This window comes from Ruegeria sp. YTSA168, from assembly GCF_059610045.1.
The window spans coordinates 31,937-57,533 of record NZ_JBXWMW010000012.1 but is presented as its reverse complement, the minus strand read 5'-3'; the positions used below and the strand labels follow the sequence as shown (position 1 = coordinate 57,533).

34 protein-coding genes are annotated in these 25,597 nt (G+C 57.4%); 16 read left to right on the top strand and 18 right to left on the bottom strand.

All coding sequences use genetic code 11. The features are described 5' to 3' along the window. Positions 1-48: 48 nt before the first annotated feature. A complete protein-coding gene (locus AC2FFE_RS17405) occupies positions 49-489 on the bottom strand; it encodes a DUF4399 domain-containing protein (RefSeq protein WP_496847230.1) in 441 nt (146 codons plus the stop codon). A gap of 226 nt (positions 490-715) precedes the next feature. On the opposite strand from AC2FFE_RS17405, the gene AC2FFE_RS17400 reads away from it, so the two are divergent. Then, a complete protein-coding gene (locus tag AC2FFE_RS17400) occupies positions 716-1,621 on the top strand; it encodes a LysR family transcriptional regulator (RefSeq protein ID WP_496820589.1) in 906 nt (301 codons plus the stop codon). A gap of 51 nt (positions 1,622-1,672) precedes the next feature. Here the strand turns inward: AC2FFE_RS17400 and AC2FFE_RS17395 are convergent, their stop codons facing one another. Next, positions 1,673-2,590, bottom strand: coding sequence for a LysR family transcriptional regulator (locus tag AC2FFE_RS17395; protein WP_496820588.1), 918 nt, complete (start codon positions 2,588-2,590; stop codon positions 1,673-1,675). Positions 2,591-2,689: 99 nt separating this feature from the next. Between AC2FFE_RS17395 and AC2FFE_RS17390 the strand changes: the two genes are divergently transcribed. Then, entirely contained in the window at positions 2,690-3,652 is a 963-nt protein-coding gene (locus AC2FFE_RS17390) for a sodium-dependent bicarbonate transport family permease (protein ID WP_496847229.1), read from the top strand. Here AC2FFE_RS17390 and AC2FFE_RS17385 read toward each other — a convergent pair. From AC2FFE_RS17385 to AC2FFE_RS17370, 4 genes are read right to left on the bottom strand one after another with little or no spacing between them, the layout of a single operon-like run. Next, the gene (locus AC2FFE_RS17385; RefSeq protein ID WP_496847228.1) at positions 3,645-4,547 is read right to left on the bottom strand and encodes an OmpA family protein; all 903 of its coding nucleotides are present in this window, start codon (positions 4,545-4,547) and stop codon (positions 3,645-3,647) included. The two genes, AC2FFE_RS17390 and AC2FFE_RS17385, sit on opposite strands and share 8 nt — an antisense overlap. Then, complete coding sequence (locus AC2FFE_RS17380) at positions 4,544-5,101, bottom strand: peroxidase-related enzyme (protein ID WP_496847255.1); 558 nt, start codon at positions 5,099-5,101, stop codon at positions 4,544-4,546. Before AC2FFE_RS17380 ends, AC2FFE_RS17385 begins: the two co-directional genes overlap by 4 nt. Before the next feature lie 30 nt (positions 5,102-5,131). After that, complete coding sequence (locus AC2FFE_RS17375) at positions 5,132-5,842, bottom strand: GNAT family N-acetyltransferase (protein ID WP_496820584.1); 711 nt, start codon at positions 5,840-5,842, stop codon at positions 5,132-5,134. Continuing rightward, entirely contained in the window at positions 5,839-6,561 is a 723-nt protein-coding gene (locus AC2FFE_RS17370) for a competence/damage-inducible protein A (protein ID WP_496820583.1), read from the bottom strand. The genes AC2FFE_RS17375 and AC2FFE_RS17370 overlap by 4 nt, the downstream gene beginning before the upstream one ends. Before the next feature lie 49 nt (positions 6,562-6,610). Between AC2FFE_RS17370 and sfsA the strand changes: the two genes are divergently transcribed. The 3 genes from sfsA to map all read left to right on the top strand — a co-directional run bounded on the left by sfsA (position 6,611) and on the right by map (position 8,870). Further along, positions 6,611-7,327: a DNA/RNA nuclease SfsA gene (sfsA, locus tag AC2FFE_RS17365; RefSeq protein ID WP_496847227.1), complete on the top strand. Its 717-nt coding sequence runs from the start codon at positions 6,611-6,613 to the stop codon at positions 7,325-7,327. A gap of 63 nt (positions 7,328-7,390) precedes the next feature. Continuing rightward, complete coding sequence (locus AC2FFE_RS17360) at positions 7,391-7,918, top strand: GNAT family N-acetyltransferase (RefSeq protein WP_496820581.1); 528 nt, start codon at positions 7,391-7,393, stop codon at positions 7,916-7,918. A gap of 139 nt (positions 7,919-8,057) precedes the next feature. Beyond that, entirely contained in the window at positions 8,058-8,870 is an 813-nt protein-coding gene (gene map, locus AC2FFE_RS17355) for a type I methionyl aminopeptidase (protein ID WP_496820579.1), read from the top strand. Here map and AC2FFE_RS17350 read toward each other — a convergent pair. The 4 genes from AC2FFE_RS17350 to AC2FFE_RS17335 are packed head-to-tail and all read right to left on the bottom strand — an operon-like array spanning position 8,858 to position 11,464. Continuing rightward, entirely contained in the window at positions 8,858-9,037 is a 180-nt protein-coding gene (locus tag AC2FFE_RS17350) for a hypothetical protein (protein WP_496820577.1), read from the bottom strand. The genes map and AC2FFE_RS17350 overlap by 13 nt on opposite strands. Before the next feature lie 24 nt (positions 9,038-9,061). Then, a complete protein-coding gene (locus AC2FFE_RS17345; RefSeq protein WP_496820575.1) occupies positions 9,062-9,697 on the bottom strand; it encodes an HAD family hydrolase in 636 nt (211 codons plus the stop codon). A 1-nt stretch (position 9,698) separates the two neighbouring features. Further along, positions 9,699-10,256, bottom strand: coding sequence for a 16S rRNA (guanine(966)-N(2))-methyltransferase RsmD (gene rsmD, locus AC2FFE_RS17340; protein ID WP_496820574.1), 558 nt, complete (start codon positions 10,254-10,256; stop codon positions 9,699-9,701). Then, positions 10,253-11,464, bottom strand: a complete 1,212-nt coding sequence (locus AC2FFE_RS17335) for an NAD(P)/FAD-dependent oxidoreductase (protein ID WP_496847226.1) — start codon at positions 11,462-11,464, stop codon at positions 10,253-10,255. Before AC2FFE_RS17335 ends, rsmD begins: the two co-directional genes overlap by 4 nt. Before the next feature lie 99 nt (positions 11,465-11,563). Between AC2FFE_RS17335 and AC2FFE_RS17330 the strand changes: the two genes are divergently transcribed. From AC2FFE_RS17330 to AC2FFE_RS17315, 4 genes are all read left to right on the top strand, one after another. Further along, complete coding sequence (locus tag AC2FFE_RS17330; RefSeq protein ID WP_496847225.1) at positions 11,564-12,049, top strand: peroxiredoxin; 486 nt, start codon at positions 11,564-11,566, stop codon at positions 12,047-12,049. A 103-nt stretch (positions 12,050-12,152) separates the two neighbouring features. Further along, positions 12,153-12,398 carry a glycine zipper 2TM domain-containing protein gene (locus AC2FFE_RS17325; protein ID WP_496847224.1) on the top strand — a complete coding sequence of 82 codons (246 nt, stop codon included), beginning with the start codon at positions 12,153-12,155 and terminating at the stop codon, positions 12,396-12,398. Continuing rightward, positions 12,392-12,754: an EF-hand domain-containing protein gene (locus AC2FFE_RS17320; protein ID WP_496847223.1), complete on the top strand. Its 363-nt coding sequence runs from the start codon at positions 12,392-12,394 to the stop codon at positions 12,752-12,754. Before AC2FFE_RS17325 ends, AC2FFE_RS17320 begins: the two co-directional genes overlap by 7 nt. Positions 12,755-12,778: 24 nt before the next feature. Then, positions 12,779-13,090 carry a hypothetical protein gene (locus AC2FFE_RS17315; RefSeq protein WP_496847222.1) on the top strand — a complete coding sequence of 104 codons (312 nt, stop codon included), beginning with the start codon at positions 12,779-12,781 and terminating at the stop codon, positions 13,088-13,090. Here AC2FFE_RS17315 and AC2FFE_RS17310 read toward each other — a convergent pair. From AC2FFE_RS17310 to AC2FFE_RS17295, 4 genes are read right to left on the bottom strand one after another with little or no spacing between them, the layout of a single operon-like run. Further along, positions 13,087-13,380: a 4a-hydroxytetrahydrobiopterin dehydratase gene (locus tag AC2FFE_RS17310; RefSeq protein ID WP_480551051.1), complete on the bottom strand. Its 294-nt coding sequence runs from the start codon at positions 13,378-13,380 to the stop codon at positions 13,087-13,089. The genes AC2FFE_RS17315 and AC2FFE_RS17310 overlap by 4 nt on opposite strands. Further along, a complete protein-coding gene (locus tag AC2FFE_RS17305) occupies positions 13,377-14,564 on the bottom strand; it encodes a GNAT family N-acetyltransferase (protein WP_496847221.1) in 1,188 nt (395 codons plus the stop codon). Before AC2FFE_RS17305 ends, AC2FFE_RS17310 begins: the two co-directional genes overlap by 4 nt. Positions 14,565-14,609: 45 nt before the next feature. Beyond that, complete coding sequence (locus tag AC2FFE_RS17300; protein ID WP_496847220.1) at positions 14,610-15,377, bottom strand: glycerophosphodiester phosphodiesterase family protein; 768 nt, start codon at positions 15,375-15,377, stop codon at positions 14,610-14,612. After that, positions 15,374-15,829: a RidA family protein gene (locus tag AC2FFE_RS17295; RefSeq protein ID WP_496847219.1), complete on the bottom strand. Its 456-nt coding sequence runs from the start codon at positions 15,827-15,829 to the stop codon at positions 15,374-15,376. Before AC2FFE_RS17295 ends, AC2FFE_RS17300 begins: the two co-directional genes overlap by 4 nt. A 290-nt stretch (positions 15,830-16,119) precedes the next feature. Between AC2FFE_RS17295 and AC2FFE_RS17290 the strand changes: the two genes are divergently transcribed. Further along, positions 16,120-16,935 (top strand): MlaA family lipoprotein, encoded by an 816-nt coding sequence (locus tag AC2FFE_RS17290; protein ID WP_480551044.1) that lies wholly within the window; start codon positions 16,120-16,122, stop codon positions 16,933-16,935. Further along, positions 16,925-17,533 (top strand): MlaC/ttg2D family ABC transporter substrate-binding protein, encoded by a 609-nt coding sequence (locus AC2FFE_RS17285; protein ID WP_496847218.1) that lies wholly within the window; start codon positions 16,925-16,927, stop codon positions 17,531-17,533. Before AC2FFE_RS17290 ends, AC2FFE_RS17285 begins: the two co-directional genes overlap by 11 nt. 92 nt (positions 17,534-17,625) lie before the next feature. Here AC2FFE_RS17285 and fliP read toward each other — a convergent pair whose 3' ends face one another. Genes fliP through fliF form a run of 4 tightly spaced genes read right to left on the bottom strand, consistent with a single transcriptional unit; the run spans position 17,626 to position 20,819 of the window. Beyond that, the gene (fliP, locus tag AC2FFE_RS17280) at positions 17,626-18,357 is read right to left on the bottom strand and encodes a flagellar type III secretion system pore protein FliP (protein WP_496820561.1); all 732 of its coding nucleotides are present in this window, start codon (positions 18,355-18,357) and stop codon (positions 17,626-17,628) included. Then, positions 18,357-18,644 (bottom strand): FliM/FliN family flagellar motor switch protein, encoded by a 288-nt coding sequence (locus tag AC2FFE_RS17275; RefSeq protein ID WP_496847217.1) that lies wholly within the window; start codon positions 18,642-18,644, stop codon positions 18,357-18,359. Before AC2FFE_RS17275 ends, fliP begins: the two co-directional genes overlap by 1 nt. Then, a complete protein-coding gene (locus AC2FFE_RS17270; RefSeq protein WP_496847216.1) occupies positions 18,637-19,233 on the bottom strand; it encodes a FliH/SctL family protein in 597 nt (198 codons plus the stop codon). Before AC2FFE_RS17270 ends, AC2FFE_RS17275 begins: the two co-directional genes overlap by 8 nt. Then, positions 19,233-20,819, bottom strand: a complete 1,587-nt coding sequence (gene fliF, locus AC2FFE_RS17265) for a flagellar basal-body MS-ring/collar protein FliF (protein WP_496820557.1) — start codon at positions 20,817-20,819, stop codon at positions 19,233-19,235. The genes AC2FFE_RS17270 and fliF overlap by 1 nt, the downstream gene beginning before the upstream one ends. 119 nt (positions 20,820-20,938) lie before the next feature. On the opposite strand from fliF, the gene AC2FFE_RS17260 reads away from it, so the two are divergent. The 5 genes from AC2FFE_RS17260 to AC2FFE_RS17240 are packed head-to-tail and all read left to right on the top strand — an operon-like array spanning position 20,939 to position 25,569. Beyond that, positions 20,939-21,436 (top strand): flagellar basal body-associated FliL family protein, encoded by a 498-nt coding sequence (locus AC2FFE_RS17260; protein ID WP_496820556.1) that lies wholly within the window; start codon positions 20,939-20,941, stop codon positions 21,434-21,436. Positions 21,437-21,445: 9 nt separating this feature from the next. Continuing rightward, positions 21,446-21,937: a hypothetical protein gene (locus AC2FFE_RS17255; RefSeq protein ID WP_496820555.1), complete on the top strand. Its 492-nt coding sequence runs from the start codon at positions 21,446-21,448 to the stop codon at positions 21,935-21,937. Next, positions 21,937-22,521: a MotE family protein gene (locus tag AC2FFE_RS17250; RefSeq protein ID WP_496820553.1), complete on the top strand. Its 585-nt coding sequence runs from the start codon at positions 21,937-21,939 to the stop codon at positions 22,519-22,521. The genes AC2FFE_RS17255 and AC2FFE_RS17250 overlap by 1 nt, the downstream gene beginning before the upstream one ends. Before the next feature lie 46 nt (positions 22,522-22,567). Next, positions 22,568-23,437: a flagellar motor stator protein MotA gene (gene motA, locus AC2FFE_RS17245; RefSeq protein ID WP_496820552.1), complete on the top strand. Its 870-nt coding sequence runs from the start codon at positions 22,568-22,570 to the stop codon at positions 23,435-23,437. Next, on the top strand, positions 23,434-25,569 hold the full coding sequence (locus AC2FFE_RS17240) for a hypothetical protein (protein ID WP_496847215.1): 2,136 nt from the start codon (positions 23,434-23,436) through the stop codon (positions 25,567-25,569). Before motA ends, AC2FFE_RS17240 begins: the two co-directional genes overlap by 4 nt. The last annotated feature ends 28 nt before the right edge of the window (positions 25,570-25,597 follow it).

The following is a 25,597-nucleotide window of genomic DNA, read 5'->3' as shown; positions in this document are numbered from 1 at the left end:
AGTTCATCACTTCTGATAGGATGTAAACAGCGACCGCAATCGCGCCGCTTATTCGACGGTAATCGTGATCACCTCGGACATCACAGGTGGATTATGCGGCACGTGGCCCGCATCCCCCAGCACCAGCTGAAGCGTATGTTGTCCGGCAGGCAGGCCCAGTGTCACCTCCGTCTGGCCGCCGCCAAAATGCATGTGGTTGTCATCGGCGGGCAGGCCATAGGCCAACTCATCCGCTCCGTCTTCGCCCTCACCAATCGGTGGGCGGTTGATCAGCAGGTGGTGATGACCCGTATTCTCTGCCTCGGTTCCCGCAGGCGCAACACCCATTCCGCTGAGGCCAAAGACGACAGTGACCGGAGATTGAACGATGTCGCCATCGGCAAGATTCACAAAATAGACCTTGGCATCGGGATTCGAAGGGGTCTCGCCCCCAGCCCAGGCAAAACTTGCGCTCAGACAGAACGCGGCGATGGTTAGAAACGATTTCATAGACTCCTCCCAGGTCACAAAATTGCCATTCTAACCATAGCACAAACGCGAAATTATGTAGAATTCGGTGCTTATCGTCGATGCTGACGGACCGGAAACCACTGTTTCCGCGTTTCTGAACTGCAAACGATCCGATTCAAAACCCTGATATTATCCCATGTCTGCCCCGTTTCCGCCCAGATTCGGAACCAATATCACCTTCGAAAGCAAGACCTGGGGAACGAGTATGGATCGACTGACCGAAATGGAAGCCTTCGCTAACGTGGTGGACCAAGGTGGCTTCACCGATGCGGCCAAGAAGATGGGTATCTCCAAATCGGCAGTGTCCAAACACGTGTCGAGCCTTGAGGCGCGGCTGGGTGCACGGCTGTTGAACCGCACCACGCGTCGGGTTTCACCAACCGAGATCGGGCTGGCCTATTATGACCGCGCGCGCCGCGTTCTGAATGATGCGGGCGAGGCGGATGCGCTGGTCACTTCGATGCAATCGGCACCCTCGGGCCTGCTGCGCATCAGCGTTGCAACCGATTTTGGCGTCAATCACCTGTCGCCAGTCCTGTCCGAGTTTCTGTCAGCCTATCCCGACATCACCGTGAACATGGTTTTGAATAACCGGTATGTTGAGCTGATATCCGAAGGCTTTGACGTGGCCGTTCGCATTGGAGAGCTGGAAGACAGCACCCTGCGCGCCCGTAAGCTGACGGAAACCGTCAAACGCATGGTTGCGGCGCCCAGCTACATCGAAAAGTTCGGACGCCCGCAAAAGATCGACGATCTGAACGAACACAAACTGCTGCATTATTCCAGCCAGTCCTCGGGCAGTGTGTGGAAACTGACCGCACCTTCGGGTGAAAAACGGCAGGTCCGCACCGCCGGCTGGCTGAGTGTGAATGACGGGCAGTCTCTTTTGAATGCCGCAATTTCGGGCTTGGGCATCGCCCACCTGCCTAGCTACCTTTATGCGGAAGCATTGAAATCCGGCCTTGTGCTGGATGCTATGCCATCGCTACCGGATGAGGTGCAGGGAGTATATGCGGTCTATCCTCCCGGCCGCTTTACCCAGCCGAAAGTGCGCGCATTCATCGATTTTCTGGTCGAGTCCTTCAACGAGAAGGGTCCGATGGATTGGTAAGTCTCTCCCTGTGAACTGGAACGGCCCGTGCAGAAATGTGCGGGTCTTTTTTTATGGGCGGATTATCGACAGACCTATAGACCGGGCGGAAGAGCGCAAAGCGTCCTTCAGCACATTTTGACCCGGCGGTGGGGTCTCAGAATTGCGTGCCAGCAGGGCGATATCACGATTGGCGTTGGGAATGGACAACGGACGCAACCGCACCTCGTCACGGTAAATCCCTTGTCTACGGGCAAATAGATCAGGCAGAATCGCAACACCAACACCTGAGGCGGCCATGAGGACAATGGAATCGAGGGTCGTGCCCTCATATTCATCCGAAACGACTCCTCCACATTCTGCCGCCAACCCGTAGACGATGCGCGACAAGCGGTGACTCTGATCAAGGGTCAGGAACAATCGATTCTGCAAATCCGCAGCGCTGACACCATGGATATCTTGCGCCAACACGTCATCCACTGCCACGGCGATCCAAAGCGTTTCGTTGAACAAACGGTATTGCAGCGTGTTGGCGTGGTCTTCTGGTGTTGACAGGATCAAATCAAATCGGCCAGATTTCAGGCCCTGCTCCAGATCCAATGTGTTTTCCTCGCGCACGACAATGCGCAACCCTGGACGCTGCCGATGCACCTCCTTGATGGCTTGCGGCAACAAATATGGTCCGATTGACGGCAGGACGCCCAGTCTCAACCTTCCCCCGACCGGCATATCAGTGGTCATCGCGTGGCGAAGGTCTTTGACGTCCGCAAGAATCTTTTGAGCGCGCGAGATGAACTCTTCCCCTTTTGTCGTCACCTGAATTCCACCTCGGTTGCGCTCGAAGATGCGAGTGCCAAGCTCTTGTTCTACAGTCGAAATTTGTGTCGAAAGGCTGGGTTGGCTGACATTCAGCACTTCAGCCGCGAGGCTGAACCGCCCAAGGCGGCTGACCGTGACGATGTATTCCAACTGACGCAAGGTTGGGCGCATTTCATAGCCTTAAACTAATTATAATTTAGAAAGATAGTATTTGGCGAAAATGAATTTGCAAGGCACCTAGCCCGAAACCGAGGGAACAGGAGCCTATAAATGCCCGGAGTGATCGAGACGCTGTCCAGCAATCTGCTGGTACCTACCATATTGTTTTTTGCCCTTGGGCTTCTGGCGGCCTTCGTGCGCAGCGATCTGTCGATTCCAGCAGGAGCGGCCAAGTTCATGTCGCTCTATCTGCTGCTTGCCATTGGGTTCAAAGGAGGGGCCAGCCTGGCCGCCCACGGCATTCACCTGCAACTGTTCCTGACCCTGATAGGCGGGGTTGCCTTGTCATTTGCCATCCCATTTGTTGCCTTTGGTATGCTTAGGGTCATGACACGGCTGGATCCGCTGAACGCAGCAGCGGTGGCAGGGCACTATGGGTCCATCTCGATTGTGACGTTTGTCACTGCCATCAGCCTGCTGGATCTTGTGGGCATCAGTCATGACGGTTTCATGGTAGCCGTTGCGGCAGCGATGGAGGTTCCAGCCATTCTGTCGGCGCTTTGGCTCGCGCACAAGACCGGCAACAATGGCGTCAAGGATGACAAGCTGTGGCGGGACCTGCTGGCCAATGGCTCGATTGTTCTGCTCACCGGTGCGTTTGTGATCGGGGCCATTACCGGTGGTGAAGGAATGCAAATGATCGCGCCTTTCATCGTCACACCTTTTACCGGCATCCTGTGCCTGTTTCTGCTGGATATGGGCCTGTCGGCTGGACGCAGCCTGATCAGCAATCGGGACAAGCTGTCGGTTGGTCTGTTTGCCTTTGGCGTTCTGATGCCTCTGATCGGTGCATTGATGGCATGGGCGGTCGGAACCCTGATCAGTTTGCCACAGGGCAGCTTGTTCCTGTTCATGGTGCTGTCGGCTTCCGCCTCATACATCGCGGTTCCGGCTGCCATGAAAATCGCGCTACCGAAGGCCGAATCCGGGATTTACCTGACGCTTTCGTTGGGTGTTTCGTTCCCGTTCAACATCACCGTCGGATTGCCGCTTTACCTGTGGTGGGTCAGTTGACCAGCAAAACGGCCTCAACCCGGCGGTTGAGGTCGCGCCCTTCGGGCGTCGCGTTCGAGGTGATCGGGGCAAGATATCCCACGCCCTGAGCCTCGATCCGGTCAGCAGCCACGCCATGCGCTTCGATCAACCGGCTACGGACCGCCTCGGCCCGGCGTGTGCTGACCCGGATATTCGCGTCCAGGTCGCCGGTATCATCGGTATTGCCAACCAGCGCCAAACGCATGCCTGGGTTGTCAGCCAGAAATCCGGCCAGCAACGAGAGCGAGGAAAATGGCCCGTCGCCCAGCGCCACCTCACCCGTGCGGAAATGCAGGTCGTCCAGAATGACGTGCCCGTTTTTCTGCAACTCGACCAAAAGGCCCTCGGTTCCATCGACGGATTGTTCAACAACAATAGGTTCTGGCGCGGGCTGATCGGCCGGAGTGACCCGGATCATTTGCACATAGCCGTCGGGCGTATTCCGGCTGACCAGCAGGCTCAGCACGGTTTGCCCTTTCTGTGCTGCCAGAAACCGGTAGTCCTGAATGGCCACATACATGTCGGGCGTGGGTACGACCTCGGTTCCAAACCGAAAGTCAAAACCGCCACAGACGCGGGCCTCGCATTCGAAAAGGATGTCATATCCTTGCGCTTCGATCTGATCCCGCAGTGGGGCCAGCAACTGCAGGGTCGTGCTGGACCCGGCCTGCAGGCGCCACGTGTACCGCTCAACCTGCCCTTCGACGGTTCGTGATGGCACAGCCCCATCTGCAAACGGTCCGGTTGGCAGATCATAGCTGTCCAGGGCCGAACTGCGGTCGCTGATCTGCTGTGCCGTCTGCGGCAAGGTCAGTTCTTGCGCCACCACAGGTCCGGCACAAACCAGCAAAACAGATACAAGCGTTCGGATCATCGAAATTGCGCGTGGTATTCGGGGTTTGGTGCCATGGCGGTGGCGCTGGCGACCCGGTTGGACATGTTGAAGAACCCGGCCACATTGGCGATGTCCCAGATGTCACGGTCGCTGAACCCCACATCGCGCAAGTGCTGACGGTCAGGTTCTTCAATCTCGGCGCTGGCCTTGGTCATTTTGGCAGCAAAATCCAGCATGGCACGCTGACGCGCATCTAAAGGTGCAACGCGATAGTTCATCGCCAGCATCTCTCCCAATTGCGGATCACCCGACAGCTGCCGCACTGCCGCACCATGGGCAACAAGACAATAGAAGCATTTGTTGATTGATGACACGACAACCGCGATCATCTCACGTTCCAGTTTGGACAGCCCGCTATCGGCCAGCATCAGGTCGTTATACATGGCGGTAAAGGCGTTCAGCTTATCGATATCGAACGCGTAGGCCCTTAGCACATTTGGCACCATGCCCAGTTTCTCGACACAGATATCAAAGTATTTCTGCGTCTCAGGTGGCAGCGGATCGACCATAGGCAGGTCCAGCGCGGTAGGCATATCTTGTTGTGTCACGGGGACCTCTCTTCGTCAGATAAGTTGACGGTAATGGTATTCGCCCACGATCTCCATCCCAAGCGCGCGGTAGAGACCATTTGCCCCTTGGTTCGCCTTGGTGCAGATCACGCTGAGCGTTTGCGCACCGTTGTCGCGCCCCCATATGGCAGCGGCCCGCATCGTCCATTCGCCCATACCCTGCCGTCGGTGATCTGGCAGAATCTCAAGCGCATGCAGCATGGCGATGTTCTCGTGCATCGCAACAAATGCAGCTCCGCAAGGTTGATCCGAATGGCGCAAGAGCAGGCTGGTCTTGGGCCCTTTGGCGCGCTCCATGATCGCCACTCTTTCAGGGCCGATCCCACCGGAGGCCCAGATTTCCCGCATTATTGCAAGCGGTTCCCAGATCTGGAAAACGGTGACCAACGGGATCGGGCGATCTGTCAGTTCTGAAACAGGGCAGGTGTAGATGTTAACCGGGTCCAGCACCTGATAACCGCGCGCGGCAAGCTGCGCATCCAACGCTTCATCACCTGGGCGCAGGCAAAAGATGCGCTTTTGCCCCATGGCAAGCATTGCCTGTTCTGCCGCATCAATATCCGCTTCGCTGACCAGGCCTACGGCACTGGCTGCCGAAACCCGCGACCCGCCGCCCTGACCCCGGCGCAGCTGAAAAGGGCCCAACTGCCCATACCCAGCCGCGGGCCAGGTGCCATCGACAACCTCGGCCCAATTGACGCTCACAATTCCAGCTCTTTTGCCAGTTGGGTCATGGCGGCGTCGATGCGTGTCCCTTCGGTTCCACGGATCACGACGTTTGCGCCGAAAACCCCGTTAACTTGGAACGGGTAGCAACCGATCGACAGGTCATCATAGGTGTCCGCCAAAGAGGCCAAAGTCGCCGCGATGTCGCCCTCACCCCGGTCCACGCGCAGGGTCTGAGACAAGAGCGGGCTGCCTCCGGTCAGCTTGGGCAAAACGCTCGCCACCATGGCCTGAAACACCGATGGCACCCCAGCCATGACATGGACGTTTTCGATGGTAAAACCCGGCGCGGTTGAGACCGGGTTGTCAATCAGAGCCGCACCATCGGGGATACGGGCCATGCGCAGGCGCGCTTCGTTCAGCTCCAATCCCGATTTGTCATAATGTGCCTGCAACAGGGCCCTTGCATCATCTCGCACATCAATATGCGCCCCAAAAGCGCGCGCTATGCAATCGGCAGTGATGTCATCATGGGTCGGGCCGATCCCACCGCTGGTGAACACAGTGTCATAGCTGCCGGACAAAGCCTTCACAGCGGCCTCAATCGCCGGGGCATCATCGCTGACAATGCGCACTTCGTTCAGGTCGATACCGTGTTTGGTTAGCTCTCCAGCGAGGTAGTGCATATTCGCATCGCGCGTCCGGCCGGATAGAATTTCATCCCCGATCACCAGCATTGCAGCGGTTGGATTGGCCATAGCGCTTCCCCTCTTGATCGACCTTAGGGGCAGGTATAGGCCCTAGGCTATGCGATTTGAAACCCCTCTTGTCCCCGCCCGCCTGATCCGCCGTTACAAACGCTTTCTGGCCGATTGCACACTGGAGGACGGCAGCCAGATCACCGCCCATTGCGCCAATCCTGGTTCGATGTTGGGGCTGGCGGAACCTGGGCAGAAAATCTGGCTGGAACCGAATGACGATCCAAAGAAAAAGCTGAAATACGGTTGGCGGCTGGTTGACCATGAGAACGGACATTTCACCGGGGTCGATACATCCGTGCCCAACAAAGCCCTGCGTCTGGTGTTGCAGTCGGGTGAGATTCCCGAACTGGCCGCCTATGATAGCGTCCGGGCCGAGGTGAAATACGGCCAGAACAGCCGCATCGATTTCCTGCTATCCGGTCCCGGCCTGCCCGATGCTTATGTCGAGGTCAAAAGCGTCACCCTGTCTCGTGAACCCGGGCTGGCCGAGTTCCCCGACAGCGTCACCGCACGCAGCACCAAACATCTGGGCGAGTTGGCCGCGATGGTCGAGCAAGGGCACCGGGCGATCATGCTGTATCTGGTGCAGCGCACCGATTGCGAACGCTTCGCGCTGGCCGCAGACATCGATCCAGCCTATGCGGCGGCGTTTAAGGCTGCACAGGTGAAAGGAGTGGAACGGTTGGCCTATGGCACTCGGATAACGCCCGAGGGCGTTTGGGTTGATACAAATGCCTGCATCGGATCTGAAACCAAGATATGATCGCAGGATGTCGGTGAAACCTGTTCGCGGCAAAAGCCAGTACGGCCAGCTAGGAGCCCCCTGATGGTAGAAGTATCGATTGAAACCTGTACCGAGTTACCGGAAAAGGACGCATTCAACAGCATTTTATCGCAGTATTATGGCCTCATCGTCCAACGAATGCAGGAAATGGGTTTCGACATAGACCCAACCGCACCCGAAAGCGCAATGGCCGAATTCTGGGCCAATTCGAACGATTATCTGCCTCCGGACGGCTGCATCGTTGTGGCGCGAGATGCCGCCGGTGAAATCATCGGATGTGGCATGCTGAAACGGCTTGATGACCAGACTGGTGAACTCAAGAGAGTCTTTGTTGTTGAGGGCGCAAGAGGAACAGGCACCGGAAAAGCACTGATCGAAGCCCGAGAAACGGCCGCGCGCGCGATGGGTCTGACACGATTGGTCGCCGATACGCTGACGCCCAATGTCGAAATGCGCAGCCTTTATCCAAAACTGGGCTTTGTAGAACTGGATGAACCAATTGAGACGACAACCTACAAAGACCAACCTATGCTGCGCCCGCATATGCACTACTTCGTGAAAGAAATTTAAGGCAATACGCCCTTGCTGGCGATACTTGAACACTGCGACACACCCGCCAATTTGGGGATCTCAGCCCCACGCCCTCTGGAACTTTCTGCACAAGCAGCGTAAATAAAGTGCTGCGCGACATATTTGGAGCTGAGCGTCGATGAAAGAGCATCGCGGCCGTATGACGAAGGACGGCATTCGCATATATGAACAGGGTGACTTTGCTGGCATGCATGCGGCAGGGGCCTTGGCTGCGCGGATACTCGATGACATTGCCGAGCATGTGTTTCCCGGTCAGACAACCGGCGCGATTGATGGGCTGATCACGCAGATGGTCGAGGATGCAGGCGCGACCTCGGCGACCATCGGCTACAAAGGCTATCAGCACGCCAGCTGTATCAGCGTGAACCACGTCGTGTGCCATGGCATCCCCGGCGACAAGAAGCTGAAAGAGGGCGATATCCTGAATATCGACGTGACCGTCGTTGTCGATGGTTGGTTCGGTGACACCTCGCGCATGTACGTGGCGGGAAAACTGCCTCGCAAAGCCGAGCGCCTGATCCAGGTCACCCATGACGCGCTGTTCAAGGGCATCGAGATGGTCAAGCCCGGCAACACGTTCGGTGATATCGGCCACGCCATTCAGGCCTATGTTGAGGCGCACCGGATGAGCGTTGTCCGCGATTTTTGCGGCCACGGTCTGGGCCGAGTGTTCCACGCACCGCCGAACGTTCTGCATTACGGCCGTCCGGGAACCGGCGCGGTGCTGGAAGAGGGCATGTTCTTCACCATTGAACCAATGGTCAATCTGGGACGTCCCGAAACCAAAACGCTGGCCGATGACTGGACCGCCGTAACCCGCGACAAATCCTTGTCCGCGCAGTTTGAGCATTCAGTAGGTGTCACGGCAGATGGGGTTGAGATTTTCACCCTGTCACCTGGCGGGAAGTATCACCCGACCTACTCGTCCTGATCGGCGGCCTGTTCGCGCAGAAGCTTCAGCAACATCGTCTCTGCCCCCCATGGCGTGACAGCATCATGGATCAACACCGGCGCATTCCGTGGCTTTGGCGGCGGGTTTGTCGCTGTATCGGTATCTGGCGCAATGCTCCAGATTGGCAGGGATAAGGCGCGGTCCATAGCGCCGACGATAGCACGGTTCGATCAAATCCCCAAAAGATCGGGAACTGCTGCCATATCCTCAAAGACCTCCGCCCCAAGCTCTGCAAGGCTCGCGCCACCCCCATGTGGTGCGTAAGCCAAACAACGCATATCGGCGCGGATGGCTGCGGTCACACCGCTGGCGCTGTCTTCGATCACAACCGGAGATTTGGCCCCAAACTGCGCGGCAGCGGTGCGAAACATGGTCGGGTCCGGTTTTCCAACGCCGATTGTATAGGCCGAGAACATCACATTCTGAAACCGGTCCCAAAGACCATGCTGGCCCAGCGTGATCTTCATCTTCTCGACATGGCCATTTGAAGCGACGCAGAACGGCAGGCCTTGCGTGTCCAGGATTGTCAGCAATTCGGGTATGCCTTTGACCAGCGGCACACCGTTGCGCAGCCGGGCATAGGTTTCTGCGTAGACTTCATCGATCCAGTCGCCGAGCAGGGCGGCGCCCATTTCGCCCGCGATCTCCTGCGCGCGGGCCATGGTGGTGCCGACGAACGTATCCATACACTCGGCCATGGTCAGGTGCAGGCCATACTGGGCCAGACTATCGATCATCACCTGGTTCATCAGTGGCTCGCTATCGACCAGAACGCCATCGCAATCGAAGATTACCAGATCGTGCATCTTAGCCCTCTGTGCGCCACATCAGTGAGATATGCGTGTCGCCATATTTTCGCTGGTCGCGCAGATCGAACCCTTCGGGCGCAGGCATCGAGGCACTCTCTTCCCAGACAATCAGGGCATCGGTGGCGAGCCATCCGCCCTGCCCCGCCATGGCTAATGCCTTCTGGCCCAGGGATTTGCCATAGGGCGGGTCAAGAAAGACAAGGTCATATGGCGCGCCGGGATTGTCACCAAGGCGGGTTGCATCGCGCCGGATCAGATCACTCTGCGTCCGGCTGCCCGTCAGCTCGATATTCTTGCGGATCAAACCCTGCGCAACCCGACCGTCATCGACAAACGTGACATGGGACGCGCCGCGCGACAGCGCCTCAAGCCCCAGTGCGCCGGTGCCTGCAAACAGGTCCAACACGCGCAGACCGTCGAAGTCGATCTGATGCATCAGGACGTTGAACAGGCTTTCACGCACCCGGTCAGTGGTGGGGCGCAGATGCGCGCCCGCATCGCCCCTGCCGACGGAGGCCAAGGCGCGGCCCCGGAAGTCTCCGGCGATGATCCTCACGCTTTGAGTAGCGGCTTCAGGTCCGCTTCCGGGTCTGCGACCACGGATGGATCAGCTGTCTTGCCCGCATCGATCAGGCGTTTGCCAACCATGTAGGCACGGGGATCATTCATTGCGTCGACCGCGATCAGCTGATCGCCCTTGTAGTACCAGAACGACACCGTCGCGCCCTCGCCTTTGCGGGTCACAACCCGGTCATACCCCGTGTTCAGCCCAGCGATTTGTAGTTTGACGTCATATTGATCTGACCAGAACCACGGCGTTGCGGTGTAGTCCTTGGCGGCACCCAGCATGTTCTGAGCGACAATCTCGGCCTGGTCGATAGCGTTTGGGACGCTTTCAAGACGAATACGCCCTTCGCCATGCGGGAAGGATGCACAATCGCCTGCCGCCCAGATCGATGGGTCAGAGGTACGGCCATGCGCGTCGGTTTTAATGCCGTTGTCCAGTTCCAGCCCCGCCATCTCGGCCAGTTGTGTCGATGGGGCGATGCCAACACCGACAACCACGAAATCTACCTCGATCTCGGACCCGTCCGTCAAAACGGCGCCGACCACTCTGCCGCTGTCACCGATCAGCCGATCCAACCCAACGCCTTCGCGGATATCCGCACCGTATTCGCTGTGCAGCGCACGGAAGTAATCGCTGGTTTCCTTCGCAGCGACACGTTGCAAGATACGCTCGGCCATCTCTACCAGAGTCACTTTGACCCCGCGCTTGGCACAGACGGCCGCGGCTTCAAGCCCGATATAGCCGCCACCCACGATCAACGCGCGTGCGCCTTCGGTGACACGGGGCTCCATCTCATCGATATGCGCCAGATCGCGTACCACATGTACGCCCTGCAGATCACCTCCGATCGCGGCGGGGAGATAGCGCGGGTCCGATCCAGTAGTCAGCGCCAGTTCGTCGTAGGAAATGGCATCATCGCCAACCGTCACCGTCTTGGCCTGCGGATCAATTGCGGTGACACGCTGCCCCAGGCGCAGAGTGATGTTGTTTTCGGCATAGAAGCTCTCGGGTCGCAGGAACAAGCGCTCCAATTCCATTTCACCCAGCAGATAAGCCTTGGATAAGGGCGGGCGCTGGTAGGGCGGATGCGGTTCAGCCCCGATCAGGGTGATGTCCCCTTCGAACCCGTCTTTGCGCAGCCGCGCGACAAGCGAAGCGCCCGCTTGTCCGGCACCGATCACGACAATATGGCTCATGTTCCTCCCACCCTGTCGAATTACCGTGGTCTCATCCACGCGACCACCTATATTGCGGCAAAGCCCGACTCTGCAAATCCAAACGACAGGAGGTAAGAAATGATTTCAACAGGTGACACGCTGCCCGATGCCACGTTAACCCAAATGGGTGCGGAAGGCCCGGAAGAAGTGCGGATTTCCGACAAAACCAAAGGTCGGAAAGTGGTGATCTTCGCGGTGCCGGGTGCCTATACCGGCACCTGCACCACCGCCCATGTCCCCAGCTTTATCCGGACCAAGGATCAGTTCGACGCAAAAGGTGTAGACGAGGTGATCTGCGTTTCTGTCAACGACCCGTTTGTTATGCATGCCTGGGGCGAATCCACCGGCGCGGCTGCGGCGGGGCTGACCATGCTGGGCGATGCCACATCGGAATTCACCAAAGCCCTCGGCATGGATTTCGATGCACCACCCGTGGGTCTGATCGCGCGGTCCAAACGCTATGCGATGCTGGTCGAGGACGGCAAGGTTGTCGCGCTGAACCTGGAAGAAAACCCAGGGATGTGCGAAGTCTCGGCTGGCGAGGCGCTGCTGGACGCAATCTGAACCGATCTGGCCCCGGCCTGTGTCGGGGCCAGATGAACCCTATTTAACTTGCGACAACACCCCATTGCGCGAATACTTGACGCATAAACACGGGAGTTGATTGATGAAACTCAGATTTTTAACCCTCTGCGCGGCCTGTACAGGTGCTTTGGCAGCCTGCGGCCCCGCCCCGACCCCGCAACAACAAGCCGCGCGCCAGCATGAGATCGCCTGCCTCGGCGGCACATTAGGCGGCGCTTTGATCGGCGGTGCAATTGGCAATCAGTTCGGAGGCGGTTCCGGCAAAACCATCCTGACTGCGGCAGGCGCTGCTGCGGGTGGCATCGAAGGGCAGAGGTTCGCATGTTGAAAACATTGAAGATGAAACCGTTTTTTCTGATCGCTTCAGTGGCACTGACCGGTGCGGCCCAAGCGGAAACCGTGGCCGAGCTACACGAAAACGAATTGCGCGCCATTGACGCCAACAATGACGGGTTCCTGTCCAAGGACGAATTCAACGCCTTTTCCGACTACGCGTTTCAGACGATGGACGAGGATAAGAACGGCACGCTGGGATTGGATGAGGCCAAGCCGTTTCTGGACATCAAACAGTTTCAAAACGTTGACCGGAACGACGATAGCTTTATCTCAAGGGCAGAATACGACGCGCAGATGGGCAATGATTTCACCACTGCGGATCAGGACGGAAACGGCCAGCTGGACTAGGCCAACTCTGAACAGGAGCGTGGTATGAACAAATGGATCGCCTTTGGGGCGCTTGCCGCCCTTTGCGCATGCGATGTGCCCCAAGCCCCAGTCATAACGGGGCCGGATGGCCAAGCCCGCATTCAGATCAATACCAGTGGTTTGACCTGCTACAATACAAAGTGTCTGGATATTAATCCGGCCGCGCGTAGCGTGCGTCAGGTGGGCAACCGCACAACCGGAATTCCGGGCAACATCAATGTCAGTGACGGAACCGTGACACCGGCCGAGTTTGAACAGATGGGCGTCGCCGCCTCATTGGCCGGTGGAATGGGATCGCGCGGAGATCGAGGCTAGACTAGACTGTCCATCTTGCGTGCCAGTTTGGCATCCAGAGACGACAAACCGCCCACATCGTGGGTGGACAGCACAACTTCGACCGTGCGGTAGACGTTGAACCATTCCGGGTGATGGTTCCATTTCTCGGCCCAGATCGCCACCTGTGTCATCCAACCAAAGGCGGCAACAAAATTGTCGAAAATAAAGGTTTTGGTGATAGCATCCCGGCCTTCAACCATTGTCCAACCGTTGCTAAACAGCGGATCCAGTAGGGGGCCTCGGGTCTCGGTCGACAAAAGCTCGGTCATTGCTGTTCCTCCGGGTTCGATTTTCTGAAGGGTCCGTAATCAGTCAAGATTTCAATCTCTTCTCCTACGGCGCGGCCTTCGGCGTCCAGATATCTTTTGACAGCATCAGCAAAACTCGGATCACCGACCCAATGCAAGCTATGCGTGCGCGTCGGCAGATAGCCGCGCGCCAATTTGTGCTCGCCCTGCGCACCTGCCTCGACCCGAAGCAAACCCTGGGCAATCGCAAAATCAATCGCGCGATAGTAACACAGTTCGAAATGCAGGCAGGCGTGGTGTTCGACACAGCCCCAATACCGACCAAAAAGCGTTTCGCGCCCGATAAAGTTCAACGCCCCTGCAACCGGATAACCGTCGCGCACGGCCAGAACCAGCGCCATGTCATCCGCCATCGTGTCCTGCGCGATGTCAAAGAACTGCCGCGTCAGATAGGGTGAGCCCCACTTGCGGGCACCAGTATCCTGATAAAACTGCCAGAACGCATTCCAGTGTTCGGGGCGCAGCTCTGACCCGGTCAAAGTGATGATCTCACCACCGAACCCGTTTGCCTGCGCCCGTTCTTTGCGGATATTTTTGCGTTTGCGCGAGGACAAGGCCGCAAGAAACCCGTCGAAATCCGCATATGCGTCGTTCAACCAGTGAAACTGCTGCGAGCTGCGCAGCATCAGGCCCATCTGCTCACCCGCAAGCGCCTCATCCTCGGTGCAGAAGGTTGCGTGCAGGGATGAAACCTGATTGTCAGCCGCCAGTTGTACCGCGCCCTGCACCAGCGCGGACATGCCAATCGCCTCATAACCTGGTCGCACCAAAAATCGCCGCCCGGTTGCGGGCGTGAAGGGAACGGCAATTTGCAGTTTAGGATAGTAGCGCCCGCCCGCATTTTCATAAGCATGGGCCCAACTATGGTCGAAAATGTATTCGCCCTGACTGTGCGACTTGGCATACATCGGCGCGGCGGCGATCAGCATTCCGTCCAGATAGCTGGTCAGGTATTGCGGGTGCCAGCCAGTTCCTGACCCGACCGATCCGCTGTTTTCCAGCGCCAACAGAAACCGATGGGTGGTGAACGGATCCAGAGGGCGCCCGCCATCTTCGGCCTCGGGGCAAGCGCAGGCATCCCACTCTGCCGCAGAAATCTGCGACAGAGAGCTCAGCACCTGAACTTCGATCTGAGCCTGATCCATGTACCCTCCGCGTCTGTTCTTTATCTGTGACAGTGCGGGGCAGGTTCAACCCGGATGGGCGGCCAAATACCCCTCGAAGGTCACATTGTCGGCAATGTCGCGGGCTTTTGCCTCTTGTTCGGGCGAACGCACTGTCCAGCACAGAATCGGAACGCCCTGTGCCTTTAGCTCGGCAACACGGGGGCGGTGCAGGTCGTGAACCTCATGGCTGATGAAGCTGGCCCCCACCCGGTCAAAATCCGGGATGCCGCGCAGATGATCACAAATGCTGTCTGACAGAGGCCAATCCCGCGGATCATAAGAGCTGGTCACGATCCCGCGCGGCAGATGCGGCGCCAAGCGCGCCAATTCAGCCACGCTGTTGGGGTTGAAGGACATCAACGCCACCGGGCCCTTGTAGCCCTGCAGGGCCCGCACGGCATCCGCCTCAAGCGGGCCAATATCGGTACCCATCGCGCCATCCTGATCTTTTAGTTCGATCAGCAAAGGCACCTTTCCGGCGACCATCGCCAGCACCTCATCCAAAGCGGGAATACCATCATCGCCATGCAGCAAGGGGACGTCCGCCGCTTGCGCCGAGGTGATCCGCCGGATCGGACCTGCCTGTCCGGTCAGACGCGCCATATCATAGTCATGAAAGACCATGGCGCGGTTGTCCGACGTCAGTTGCAGATCAATCTCAATCCCGTACCCGGCGTCCACCGCTGCACGAATAGCCGCCCGGCTGTTTTCCGGGCGACGATCCGAGATGTCATGCAGGGCTCGATGCGCAATCGGAGCCTGCAGAAATTCGGCTGGCAGTTTCGGGGTCATTGGACCTCGAAAATGCCTTCGATTTCAACCGCAACGCCCAAGGGCAGAGAGGCCGCGCTGACGGCCGAGCGGGAATGACGCCCCGCGTCGCCCAGCGCCTCGACCAGGAAATCGGACGCGCCATTGATCACCTGCGGCTGCGCGGTGAAATCAGCGGTCGAATTCACAAAGCCGGTCAGCTTGATCACGCGCTCCAGTTTCTCAATGTCACCACCGCAGGCCGCTTTGACCTGTGCCAGAAGGTTGATGGCGCAGACCTTTGCCGCCGCAGCGCCCGCTTCGACATCCATGTCATCGCCCAGCTTGCCGGTAATCAGATCATCCGCCTTGGAAATCTGGCCCGAAATATAGACAATATTGCCCACGCGCACGAAAGGTACATAGTTCGCGGCAGGTGCAGGGGCGTCGGGCAGGCTGACGCCCAGGCTTTCCAGTTTTGCGGTGATACTCATGCGATGATCCTCATCCCTGATTTGACTCGGGCGGACGCTACCCCCTTGGGCGCGACAGGGAAAGCAGGAAACTGGCATTTTTGAACGTGGCGTTTATCTGGGCATAACTTCTCTTATTCCGCAGTGTTGAAGCGATGTCACTTTACCACGCGCAGGCAGACGCGCTAAATGCTGGATGTTTCAATTTGGACCTGAAACATTTATGTGACCAAGACTTGTGCCAACGCGGCACTATTATCGATTTAACATCTGGCAATCATGGGCCGGATTACTTTGGAGTAGCAAAGACCGTGTTGAGCAGATTGCGTCTGAAACACCTTGTTGTGCTGTCCCTGTTGCCGATCCTGTCCGCCTGCGCCACGCAGCCATCGGAGCAGGCGGCCCGGGGCGAAGTGTTCGACCCTTACGAAAAAACGAACCGCGGCATCCACAAGTTCAACCTGGGTGTTGACCGGTTTTTGTTCCGCCCGGCCTCAAAAGGTTATGTCAAAATCGTCCCCGATCCGATGGTGACCAGTTTCAGCACCTTTGCTGAAAACATCTCGCTGCCTGGTCAGGCCGTCGATTATCTGCTGCAAGGCAATCCAAAACAGATGGGCAACGCGCTGCTGCGTTTTGTTGTGAACATGACAGTGGGCGGGTTTGGCCTGTCTGCACCCGCTGATGAGCTGAACCTGCCGCCCGTGGATACGGATTTCGGCGAAACGCTACATGTCTGGGGATTTGGAGAGGGCGCCTATGTCGAGCTGCCGTTCTACGGCCCCTCAACAACCCGCGATGCGGTGGGCGTTGTGGTCAACCTGTTCTCGAACCCGATCAACTTTACCCCCACGCGCCCCGCCGACAACCTTGGCGTTTATGCCGAGATCGTGCGCCGTATGGGCGACCGGGGGCGGTTTTCGGATACAGTTGACTCGATCCTGTATGAAAGCGCCGACAGCTATGCGCAGGCACGACTGATCTATTTGCAAAATCGCCGCTTTGAACTGGCACGCGATGATGAGGATGCCTATCTGGATTTGTACTCCGATCCCTATGCTGAAATCGGAACCGACCCTGTCAGGGACCCCTATCTAGACCCTTACGAGGACCCCTATGCCGAGTAAATCTTTGAACCGACGTCATTTTGTTTTCACCAGCCTGACCGGATTGGCGCTGACTGCGCTACCTGCATCCGCCTTTGCCCAGACCGAAGCAAGCGCCAAGGCGCTGGTGAATAGTGTTGTGGCCGAGATCAACCGCGTGATCGCGTCCGGCAAATCTGAAAGCGCCATGCTGCGCGATTTCGAGAAAATTTTCGTGCAATATGCCGATGTTCCGATCATGGCGCGCTATGCGCTTGGCGCCGATGCGCGTACCGCCAGCCCGGCGCAGCTGAAACAATTCACCAAAGCCTTTCAGAGCTATATTTCGCGCAAGTATGGACGCCGGTTCCGAGAGTTCATCGGTGGCGAAGTACAGGTGCGCAACGCTCGCAAAATCCGCGCCGGTTACGAAGTCAGAACACGGGTAAAGTTGCAGGGCTCCTCCCCGTTCGAGGTTACCTTTCTGGTGTCGAACAAATCCGGGCGCGACAAGTTCTACAATATGTTCATCGAAGGCGTGAACCTGCTGCTGACCGAACGGACCGAGATCGGCGCTATGCTGGATGCCCGAAGTGGAGACCTCAACCAGCTGATCAAAGATCTGAACCGGACCGCGTAAGTCTCGGTTTCGTATCCAAGGGGCCGCTTTGCCACGGGCAGCGCGGCCCTTTTGTTATCTTTGACGCCCGGCCCTTCATTTCCCAGACACGTCTAGGGCATGTAGCTGCGCACAAGCGCACTGGCGATCAGGGCCCAACCATCGGCAATCACAAAGAACGCCAGCTTGAAGGGCAACGAGACGATGGCCGGAGGGACCATCATCATACCCATCGACATCAGCACGGCCGCGACAACCAAATCGATAATCAGAAACGGCAAGAAAATCAGGAAGCCGATCTGAAAGGCCCGCGCAATTTCTGACAGCATGAAAGACGGCATCAGGACAGACAGTGGTGCCTCGGGCGACAATTCCATCGCGTCACCCCCCGGCCGCAGCGCCGCCATGGCTTGAAACGTATCTACATCCAGACGCGCAGCCATGAAGGCACGAAACGGTTGCAAGGCGCGCTCAAGTGCAGGTTCCACCTCCATCGTTTCGTCGATCATGGGGCGTATTCCTGCTGTCCACGCCTCGGTAAAGACTGGGTCCATGATGAAATAGGTGAGGAACAGGGCCAGGCTGACAATCAGCATATTCGGTGGTGATTGCTGCAATCCGATCCCTTGACGGAGGATCGACAAAACCGTGATCAGAAAGGGGAAACAAGTGATCATGATCGCCAGCCCCGGCGCAAGGCTGAGGACCGTGATCAAAAGGATCAACTGGATGGTGCGCGCCGAGATCGATTCCCCGTCACCCAGCGACAGGCTCAGGTCTTGCGCCACGGCTAGCGACGGCGTCAGCACCGCTGCGGCAAGCACCAGCCCGATCAGAAGGCGCATCAGCCGATCCCGTTCTGCAAATCTGCGATTTCCGTCAGGCGCACGGCCAGTTGTCCGGCCTGATCACCTTCCATCTCTTCCAGAAGGCCGCGCGCGACCAATTGATCGCCAACGTATAAGTCCACCGGGTCTTCGATCCGTTTGTCCAACGTCAAAACAGCGTTTTCGCCCATGTTCAGCAAATCCCGGATCAACGGGCGGGCACGGCCCACTGAGACCGTGACCTCAATCGGGACCGCGTCGAACGGGTTGGCTTTTTCGGGTTTCTGGATCTGGGGGTCACTCATTTTTTAATGCCTCTCTGGCTTCAAATAGATATGCATCAAAGGCCCGTCCGACCGAGGCCAAAATGGCACGGCAATCCACTTCGCTGCGAGAGATACCCACCTGCAGGCGGGCTTGTCCCGGCTCTAACGCGGGGTCTTCAATGACTTTTGGGGATGAACTAAGAGGTGCCGACAACATCGCTTCGACCTCGGCTGCACGACCTTCGGGAACCATGACGTGCATGGGCTGACCAATCTGATCGCGCGCCATCTCGGTCAATTGCTCGACCACTTGCGCGGCAAAGCCACGATCGATCATGTCGGGCAAAACCAGCCGGGTCAGGCTGTCGAACATCGGTTCCAGCGACAAGGACATTCGGGTAACCGCCTCGGTGTAGGTGAACGACATATCCTCAAGCGATTTCCCCAGTTCAGACGAAATCTGCCCACGACTTTGTTCCTGCACCTGCGTTGCGTCCTCCCACCCCGCGCCGTAACCTTGTTCAAAGGCCGCAAGGCGCTGTTCTTCCAGGGCGTCTTCGTCCAGCAGATGAACCCGACCGCCTCCGGCAAGTATGGTGAAATCTTCAAGAAGATGGGTGATCGACATCAGACACGCTCCTCACCTTCTTCCAGCCAGCTGCGCAGAATCTCGACCGTTTCCTCTTGCTTGTCGCCGATCATCGCTCGCAAACGATCCACCGGATCCTGCGATTGATCGACGCCAATAGCGGGCACGTCGGCTTGCGCGGCCAAAGGCGCAAACTCAGACGCACCATCAGGGGCGATCTCACCCGTCAGCACCTGCGCGTTCTCAGTCTCAGGATCCCCACTCGCCGGCAGCAAGGCAGGCATCACCGGAGGTTTCATCAGGATCGGGCGAATGACAAACAGTGCCAAAACCAGTGAAACCGCCGCCAGAACCGCCATCTGAACCAGAGACATCGCATCCAGATGAACGTTCTGCCACATTGATGCGGATACCAGTGTGCCTTGCGGCTCAACCACCGGTAAATCCAGCGATTTCAGGGTTATCACATCCCCGCGCTCGGCATCGAAGCCCACTGCCGAAGCAACAAGTTCTTGCAACGCGTCCAATTCGTCCTGCGGAAGTGGCGCAAAGCTTTCAGCCCCAGCAGCATCGACCACACGTGTGCCATTGACCAACACAGCGACTGTCAGGCGTTTGACGGCGCCGGGAGCAGTATGCACTTCAAGCTCGGTTTCTGAGACCTCGTAATTCACCCGCTCGCGTGTCTGGGTCGCATTCGAGTTCGATTCGTCGCCGCCAGCCCCATCGCCATCGGGCAAGTTCGAGGCCACCGTCACATCCGATGATTGATTGCGGGCACTGTCCGAACGTTCCTCAACATCGGTGCTGATAGCAACGCGGCCTTTGGGGTCGAAACGCCGTTCGCGGATCGATTCGGTTTTGGTCACTGTATCAACGCTGACCTCGACAACCGCGTTGCCCGCACCGACACGCGCCTCAACCAGACGCAAAACACGCTCACGCAGCTGGCGTGATTTATCATCGGCCGTTTCGGCAGCCGCAGCAGTTTCCTGCCCTCCGATCACCGCACCTTTCGAATCGATCACCGCCACGTTTTCCGGAGCCAAACCGCTAACCGCCGAAGACACAAGAAACCGGATCGCCTTGGCCTGATCACCGGTGATTTCAGCTCCCCTAGACACCAGATAAACCGAAGCAGTCGGCGCCACGCTGGGTTGAAACGGGTTTGCAGACCCGTTGGCAATATGCACGCGCGCCTGACTGACATGAGGGCTGCCAACAATCGTGCGCGCAAGCTCGCCCTCTTTGGCGCGCCAATAGGCGGCATCAAACATCTGAGAGGTGGTGCCAAACCCGCTTAGCGAATCGAGCAGCTCGTACCCGCGATTGCCGTTTGCTGGCAACCCTTCGCTGGCCAGGGTCATCCGCAGTTCATCCCGTTGCCCGCCCGGCACATAGATAGACCCACCGCGAATCTCATATGGCACGCCGCGTTGATCGAGCGAACGGACGATATCACCCGCTGCGCCGCTTTCCAGCCCCGCATAAAGCAGCGTCATCGACGGCGCAGACGCCAACCGCGACATGCCCAAAATTCCCAGAAACACCAGCACAACTGCGCCGGCAACGATGATTTGTTTTCGCCTGTCCAAACTTGCCCAGACAGTTCCGATCTGCTGCACGCTCACCTCCGACTCGCCGACATTCTGCCCGACGCGTTCTCTGTTTGGACCATTGCCCTTAACAATCGGTTAGTCCCTGACGGGTTATGACGGATTCACAATGAATGGATGAGGACGTCATGACAGACGCAACGGCAGAAGAGGCAGAAGCGCCTGAGAAAAAGGGGAAAAAGGGTCTGTTGATCGGGCTGATTCTGGCCGTCGCTGGCGCCGCGGGTGGATATTTTTTGACCACATCGGGCCTGCTGCCTTTCGGCGCAAAATCCGAGGAGACATATGCCGAAAGTGATAAGAAAGACGCCAAGGCTGAACCGCTTGCGGATGTCGGTTTCGTGAATCTTCCGCCCGTGGTCATCTCTTTGACCGAAAGCCAGGCGCGTCATTTGAAATTTCACGCGCAGCTCGAAGTTAACGCTCCGTACATCGCTGATGTGGAAAAAATACAACCACGAATCATGGATGTGCTGAACGGCTATCTGCGCGCGGTCAGGGTTTCGGATCTGGAAGATCCGATGGCTTTGACCCGGATCAGAGGACACCTGCTGCGGCGCATTGAAATTGTTACTGGAGAAGGTCGGGTGCGCGATGTTCTGGTCATGGAATTTGTACTGAATTAGGAGGCGAAATTGGAGCTTATCGCGGATATTTTGCTGGTCGCGGGCGCGCTGGGTGCAGGGCTGTATTGCTTTGTTCTGTCGCGCAGACTCAGACGGTTTACCGATCTTGAAAAGGGCGTAGGCGGCGCTGTTGCGGTGCTGTCCTCGCAGGCAGATGAGTTGAAGAGATCCCTCGACAATGCGCGCGCGGCTTCGGATCAGTCAGGCGAGTCTTTGAAGGATCTGACTCAGCGCGCCGAAAGCGTGGCGCAACGTCTGGAACTGATGATGGCCTCGATGCACGACGTGATTCCAGCAGAGGAGACCGATCCCGAAACGGTCGACATCAAGGACCCTCTGGTCGAGCCTGCACCAAAGTCTGAGGTAGCGAACGAAGTTGCTGAAACTGACGTGGAACCGCCCGAAGCGCAGCCTGAGGACACACTGAGTGAGGCCCCTGCCAAAGCCCCCGAAGGGCTGATGTTTTTCCGGCATGGCCGAAACATGAACGAGGCCACCTGATGCGTTCCAAAACTGCGGATAAAGGGCAAAATCGTCCGCGCGCGGGGGTGTTGACGGTCATCTCTCTGTTGATGATCGGATCAGCGATTATTCGTGTCGGGCTGGAAGCCGGGCCAGCGCTGGCGAAATCCGCGGATGTCGAGCAGTCGAAAGAAAAACACGCAACAACGCAAGCGCGCGATGTTGAGGGCCTTCTGGCCGAGTTGTTGCGCCGTGAAGAACGCGTGAAACAGCGCGAAGATAGGGTGATGGAAAAGGAAAAGGCTTTGGAAATTGCCAATGAGGCCATCGACATGCGCCTCGCCACTTTGCAAGAGGCCGAAGAGTCACTGCGTGCGACCCTGGCCGTGGCAGACAAAGCCGCCGAAACGGACCTGACCCAGCTGACAGATGTCTATCAGAACATGAAGCCGAAAGACGCGGCCGCGTTGTTTGAGACGATGGACCCAACCTTTGCGTCCGGCTTTCTGTCACGCATGCCGCCAGAGGCTGCGGCGAGCATACTGGCCAGTCTCAGTCCGGATGCAGCCTATACCATCAGCGTTGTGATGGCAGGTCGCAACGCGACCGCACCGCAAGAGTAGACCCCATGGACCGCACACCTGCCTCGAACATGCCTGGAGATCGCAAATGATTGGAATTGTTGGAATTATCGTCATTTTCGTAATGGTGTTCGGCGGCTACCTTGCAGCCGGCGGTAAGATGACAATCATCCTGAAATCGCTGCCATACGAGATGATGATGATCGGCGGGGCTGCCGTCGGGGCCTTTTTGATCAGCAATGATGCAGGTGGCATCAAGCACACAATCAAGGACATGGGTAAGGTTTTCAAAGGGCCAAAATGGAAGCCCGAAGATTACCGTGACCTGCTCTGCCTTTTGTTCTCATTGATCCGTATTGCGCGCGCGAACCCGGTTGAGTTGGAACAACACATCGAAGAACCCGAAAGTTCGAGCCTGTTTTCTGCTTATCCCAAGATTCAATCCGACAAAGAGGCGGTGGATCTGATCTGCGACACGATGCGCGCTGCCGCCATGAACTATGACGATCCGCATCAGGTGGAAGAAGTGCTGGATAAACGGATGGAGGCGAATTTTCATCACGCCATGCATTCAAGTCACGCATTGCAAACCGTAGCGGACGGCCTACCGGCCTTGGGCATCGTTGCTGCGGTTTTAGGAGTGATTAAGACCATGGGCTCGATTGATCAACCGCCCGAGGTGTTGGGTAAACTGATCGGGGGGGCGCTGGTTGGGACTTTTCTGGGCGTCTTCCTCGCCTATGGCCTGGTTGGCCCTTTTGCAGGCAAGTTGAAAAACGTGGTGGAAGAGGACAACCATTTCTACCAACTGATAAAAGAGGTGCTTGTCGCCAATCTCCACAACCACAACGCTGCAATGTGTATTGAAGTCGGTCGACAGAACACACCCACACATAATCGCCCCGATTTCACCGAGTTGGAAGATGCCCTGAAAGAGCTTAAGCAGGCGGCCGCATGATCCGGTTTGTCGTATTGGCATTCGCGTTGATGGCCTCAGCAACGCTGGCGTCGTCACAAGAGGTAACAATCCGCTCGGGTGAGCATGACGGATACACACGCCTTGTGTTTAACGTGCCGCCAAACACGGGTTGGGTCGTTAAGCACCGCAAAGGCGGGGCACGTTTGATCGTCGATCTGGACAATGTGACCTACAAGACCGGAGGCGTGTTCAGTCGACTGACAACAAACCGCCTCGCCTCGTTGTCGCAGAAACAGCCGGGGGATGGGCTGGACCTGGATTTTGGCTGCGACTGCGTTGCTTCTGCATTTCTTTATCGCGACTCGATGATCGTTCTGGATATTGCGCCCGGCGCGATATTGCCGCCGTTGCTAGCCAATATTCCCCCGCCCCGATCATCACCCAAGCCCGACCTTTCGTCACGCCCTAACCCATCAGAAGCCATTGAATTGCCTTTGTTGCCCCTTGGCGGGCAGAGTTTCAAGGAGCAGCTATCGACGCGTCTTCTACAAGGGGCGGATCGGGATGTATTGGATCTGAATCTGGCTACTATCGGACCAAGACGGCTGCCCGAGCTGCAGGCACTACCCTTGACGGGTGCTTTGAATTCAAACGTAGAGCTTTCGACCGCATTTGATGAACTCAATGCCCTGCTGGGTTCTGAATTCCCGCAGATCGAAGCCAAACCTACCTGTTTCACAAGCGTCGAGCTTGGATTTGAAACCTGGGCAGACGATCGGCCTTTCCTGGACCAAGTCGCACGGCTGCGCGCAAAGCTGTTTCAAGAGTTCGACAGGCTGGACGTAGACCGCGCTTTGGCTTTGTCCAAGCTTTATGCCTATTACGGTTTTGGCGTGGAAGCCCTCCAAATGCTGAGCCTTTCGAGCTTGCAAAGTGATGAGGCTCAACGGGTTGCGGCAATTGCAAGTATCGTTGACGATCAGCCGTTTTCCCAGCGCAGCCCATTTCACGGCCTTCAGCGATGCGACAGCGATGCCGCGCTTTGGGCTGTGATGGCTGAACGGAAACTGACAACCGATGCGCGCGTTGAGGCAATCGAACAAAGCTTTTTTCGATTGCCCGACCATCTGCGCCGCAGTCTGGGCCCGCGGCTATCCTCAATTCTGGTTGACGCCGAGCAACTTGAAGCGGCGCGGCGTGTTTTGCGGTCGGTAGAGCGTGTTGAATCGGAAACATCACCCTCACTCTCCAACGCCAAGGCCGAAGTGGCCTCTGCCGAAGGGGATGGCCAATCAGAAGAAGGCCACTTATCCGAAGTGATCAAAGCGCCTGAAGCCTCGACCGAGGCGCCGCTGGCCCTGGCGCGTCTGATTGAAAAACGCTGGAACGATCGCGGGGCTGTTTCGCCGCAGGAACTGGATCTCGCCGCCGCCTATGCGATCGAATATCGCCAAACCGATATGGGGCCTATGATGGCCCGAACACATGTGGTGGCACTAGGTCTGATACAGGAATTCGAACAGGCCTTTGCACTGATCGACACAATGCCAGTTAATGCAGAAGTTCCTGCCCTGCTGGACCGGCATCTGCAATTGCTTGCAGAACGTGCGGATGACTTAGCTTTTTTGAGACAAAGCCTGTCTCTCTCACAGTCTCAGAAGGATGCTGTTTCAACCGATACAGCTATTGCACTGTCCATGCGATTGACGAAGCTGGGGTTCGGCGCTCAAGCGGCGGAACTTGCGAACCGCCACCAAGATCGCGCGAGGCGCGCGGAACGGGCGTTGCTACGGGCGCAGGCCGCGTTGCAAATTGGTCGCCCCTATCAGGCAGTGCTGGAATTGGCAGATGACCCGTCAAAGGCGGCCGATGCTTTGCGGATCGAGGCGATGATTGCCAGCCGCGACTTTGCCAACGCCGCAGCTTTGTTGCAGGAGGTCGGCGATGTGCAGGCCGCAAACAGATATTACTGGTTGGCAAATTTACCAGGCCGGGCCAATTCGGATATGAACGAAAAGTTCGCTGAATTAAATGCGACGACACAGGCACTGGCCAGCCTGCCTGAACGCATAGAGGACAAACCATTGGCAGATGCTGTAAACCTGCTGGATGAAAGTGTTAAAGCACGCGCAAGAATCGCTGCTTTGCTTGAAATCGTGGAGATCGATTAGACTAGTCAATCGACGCCGGTTGCGGTCT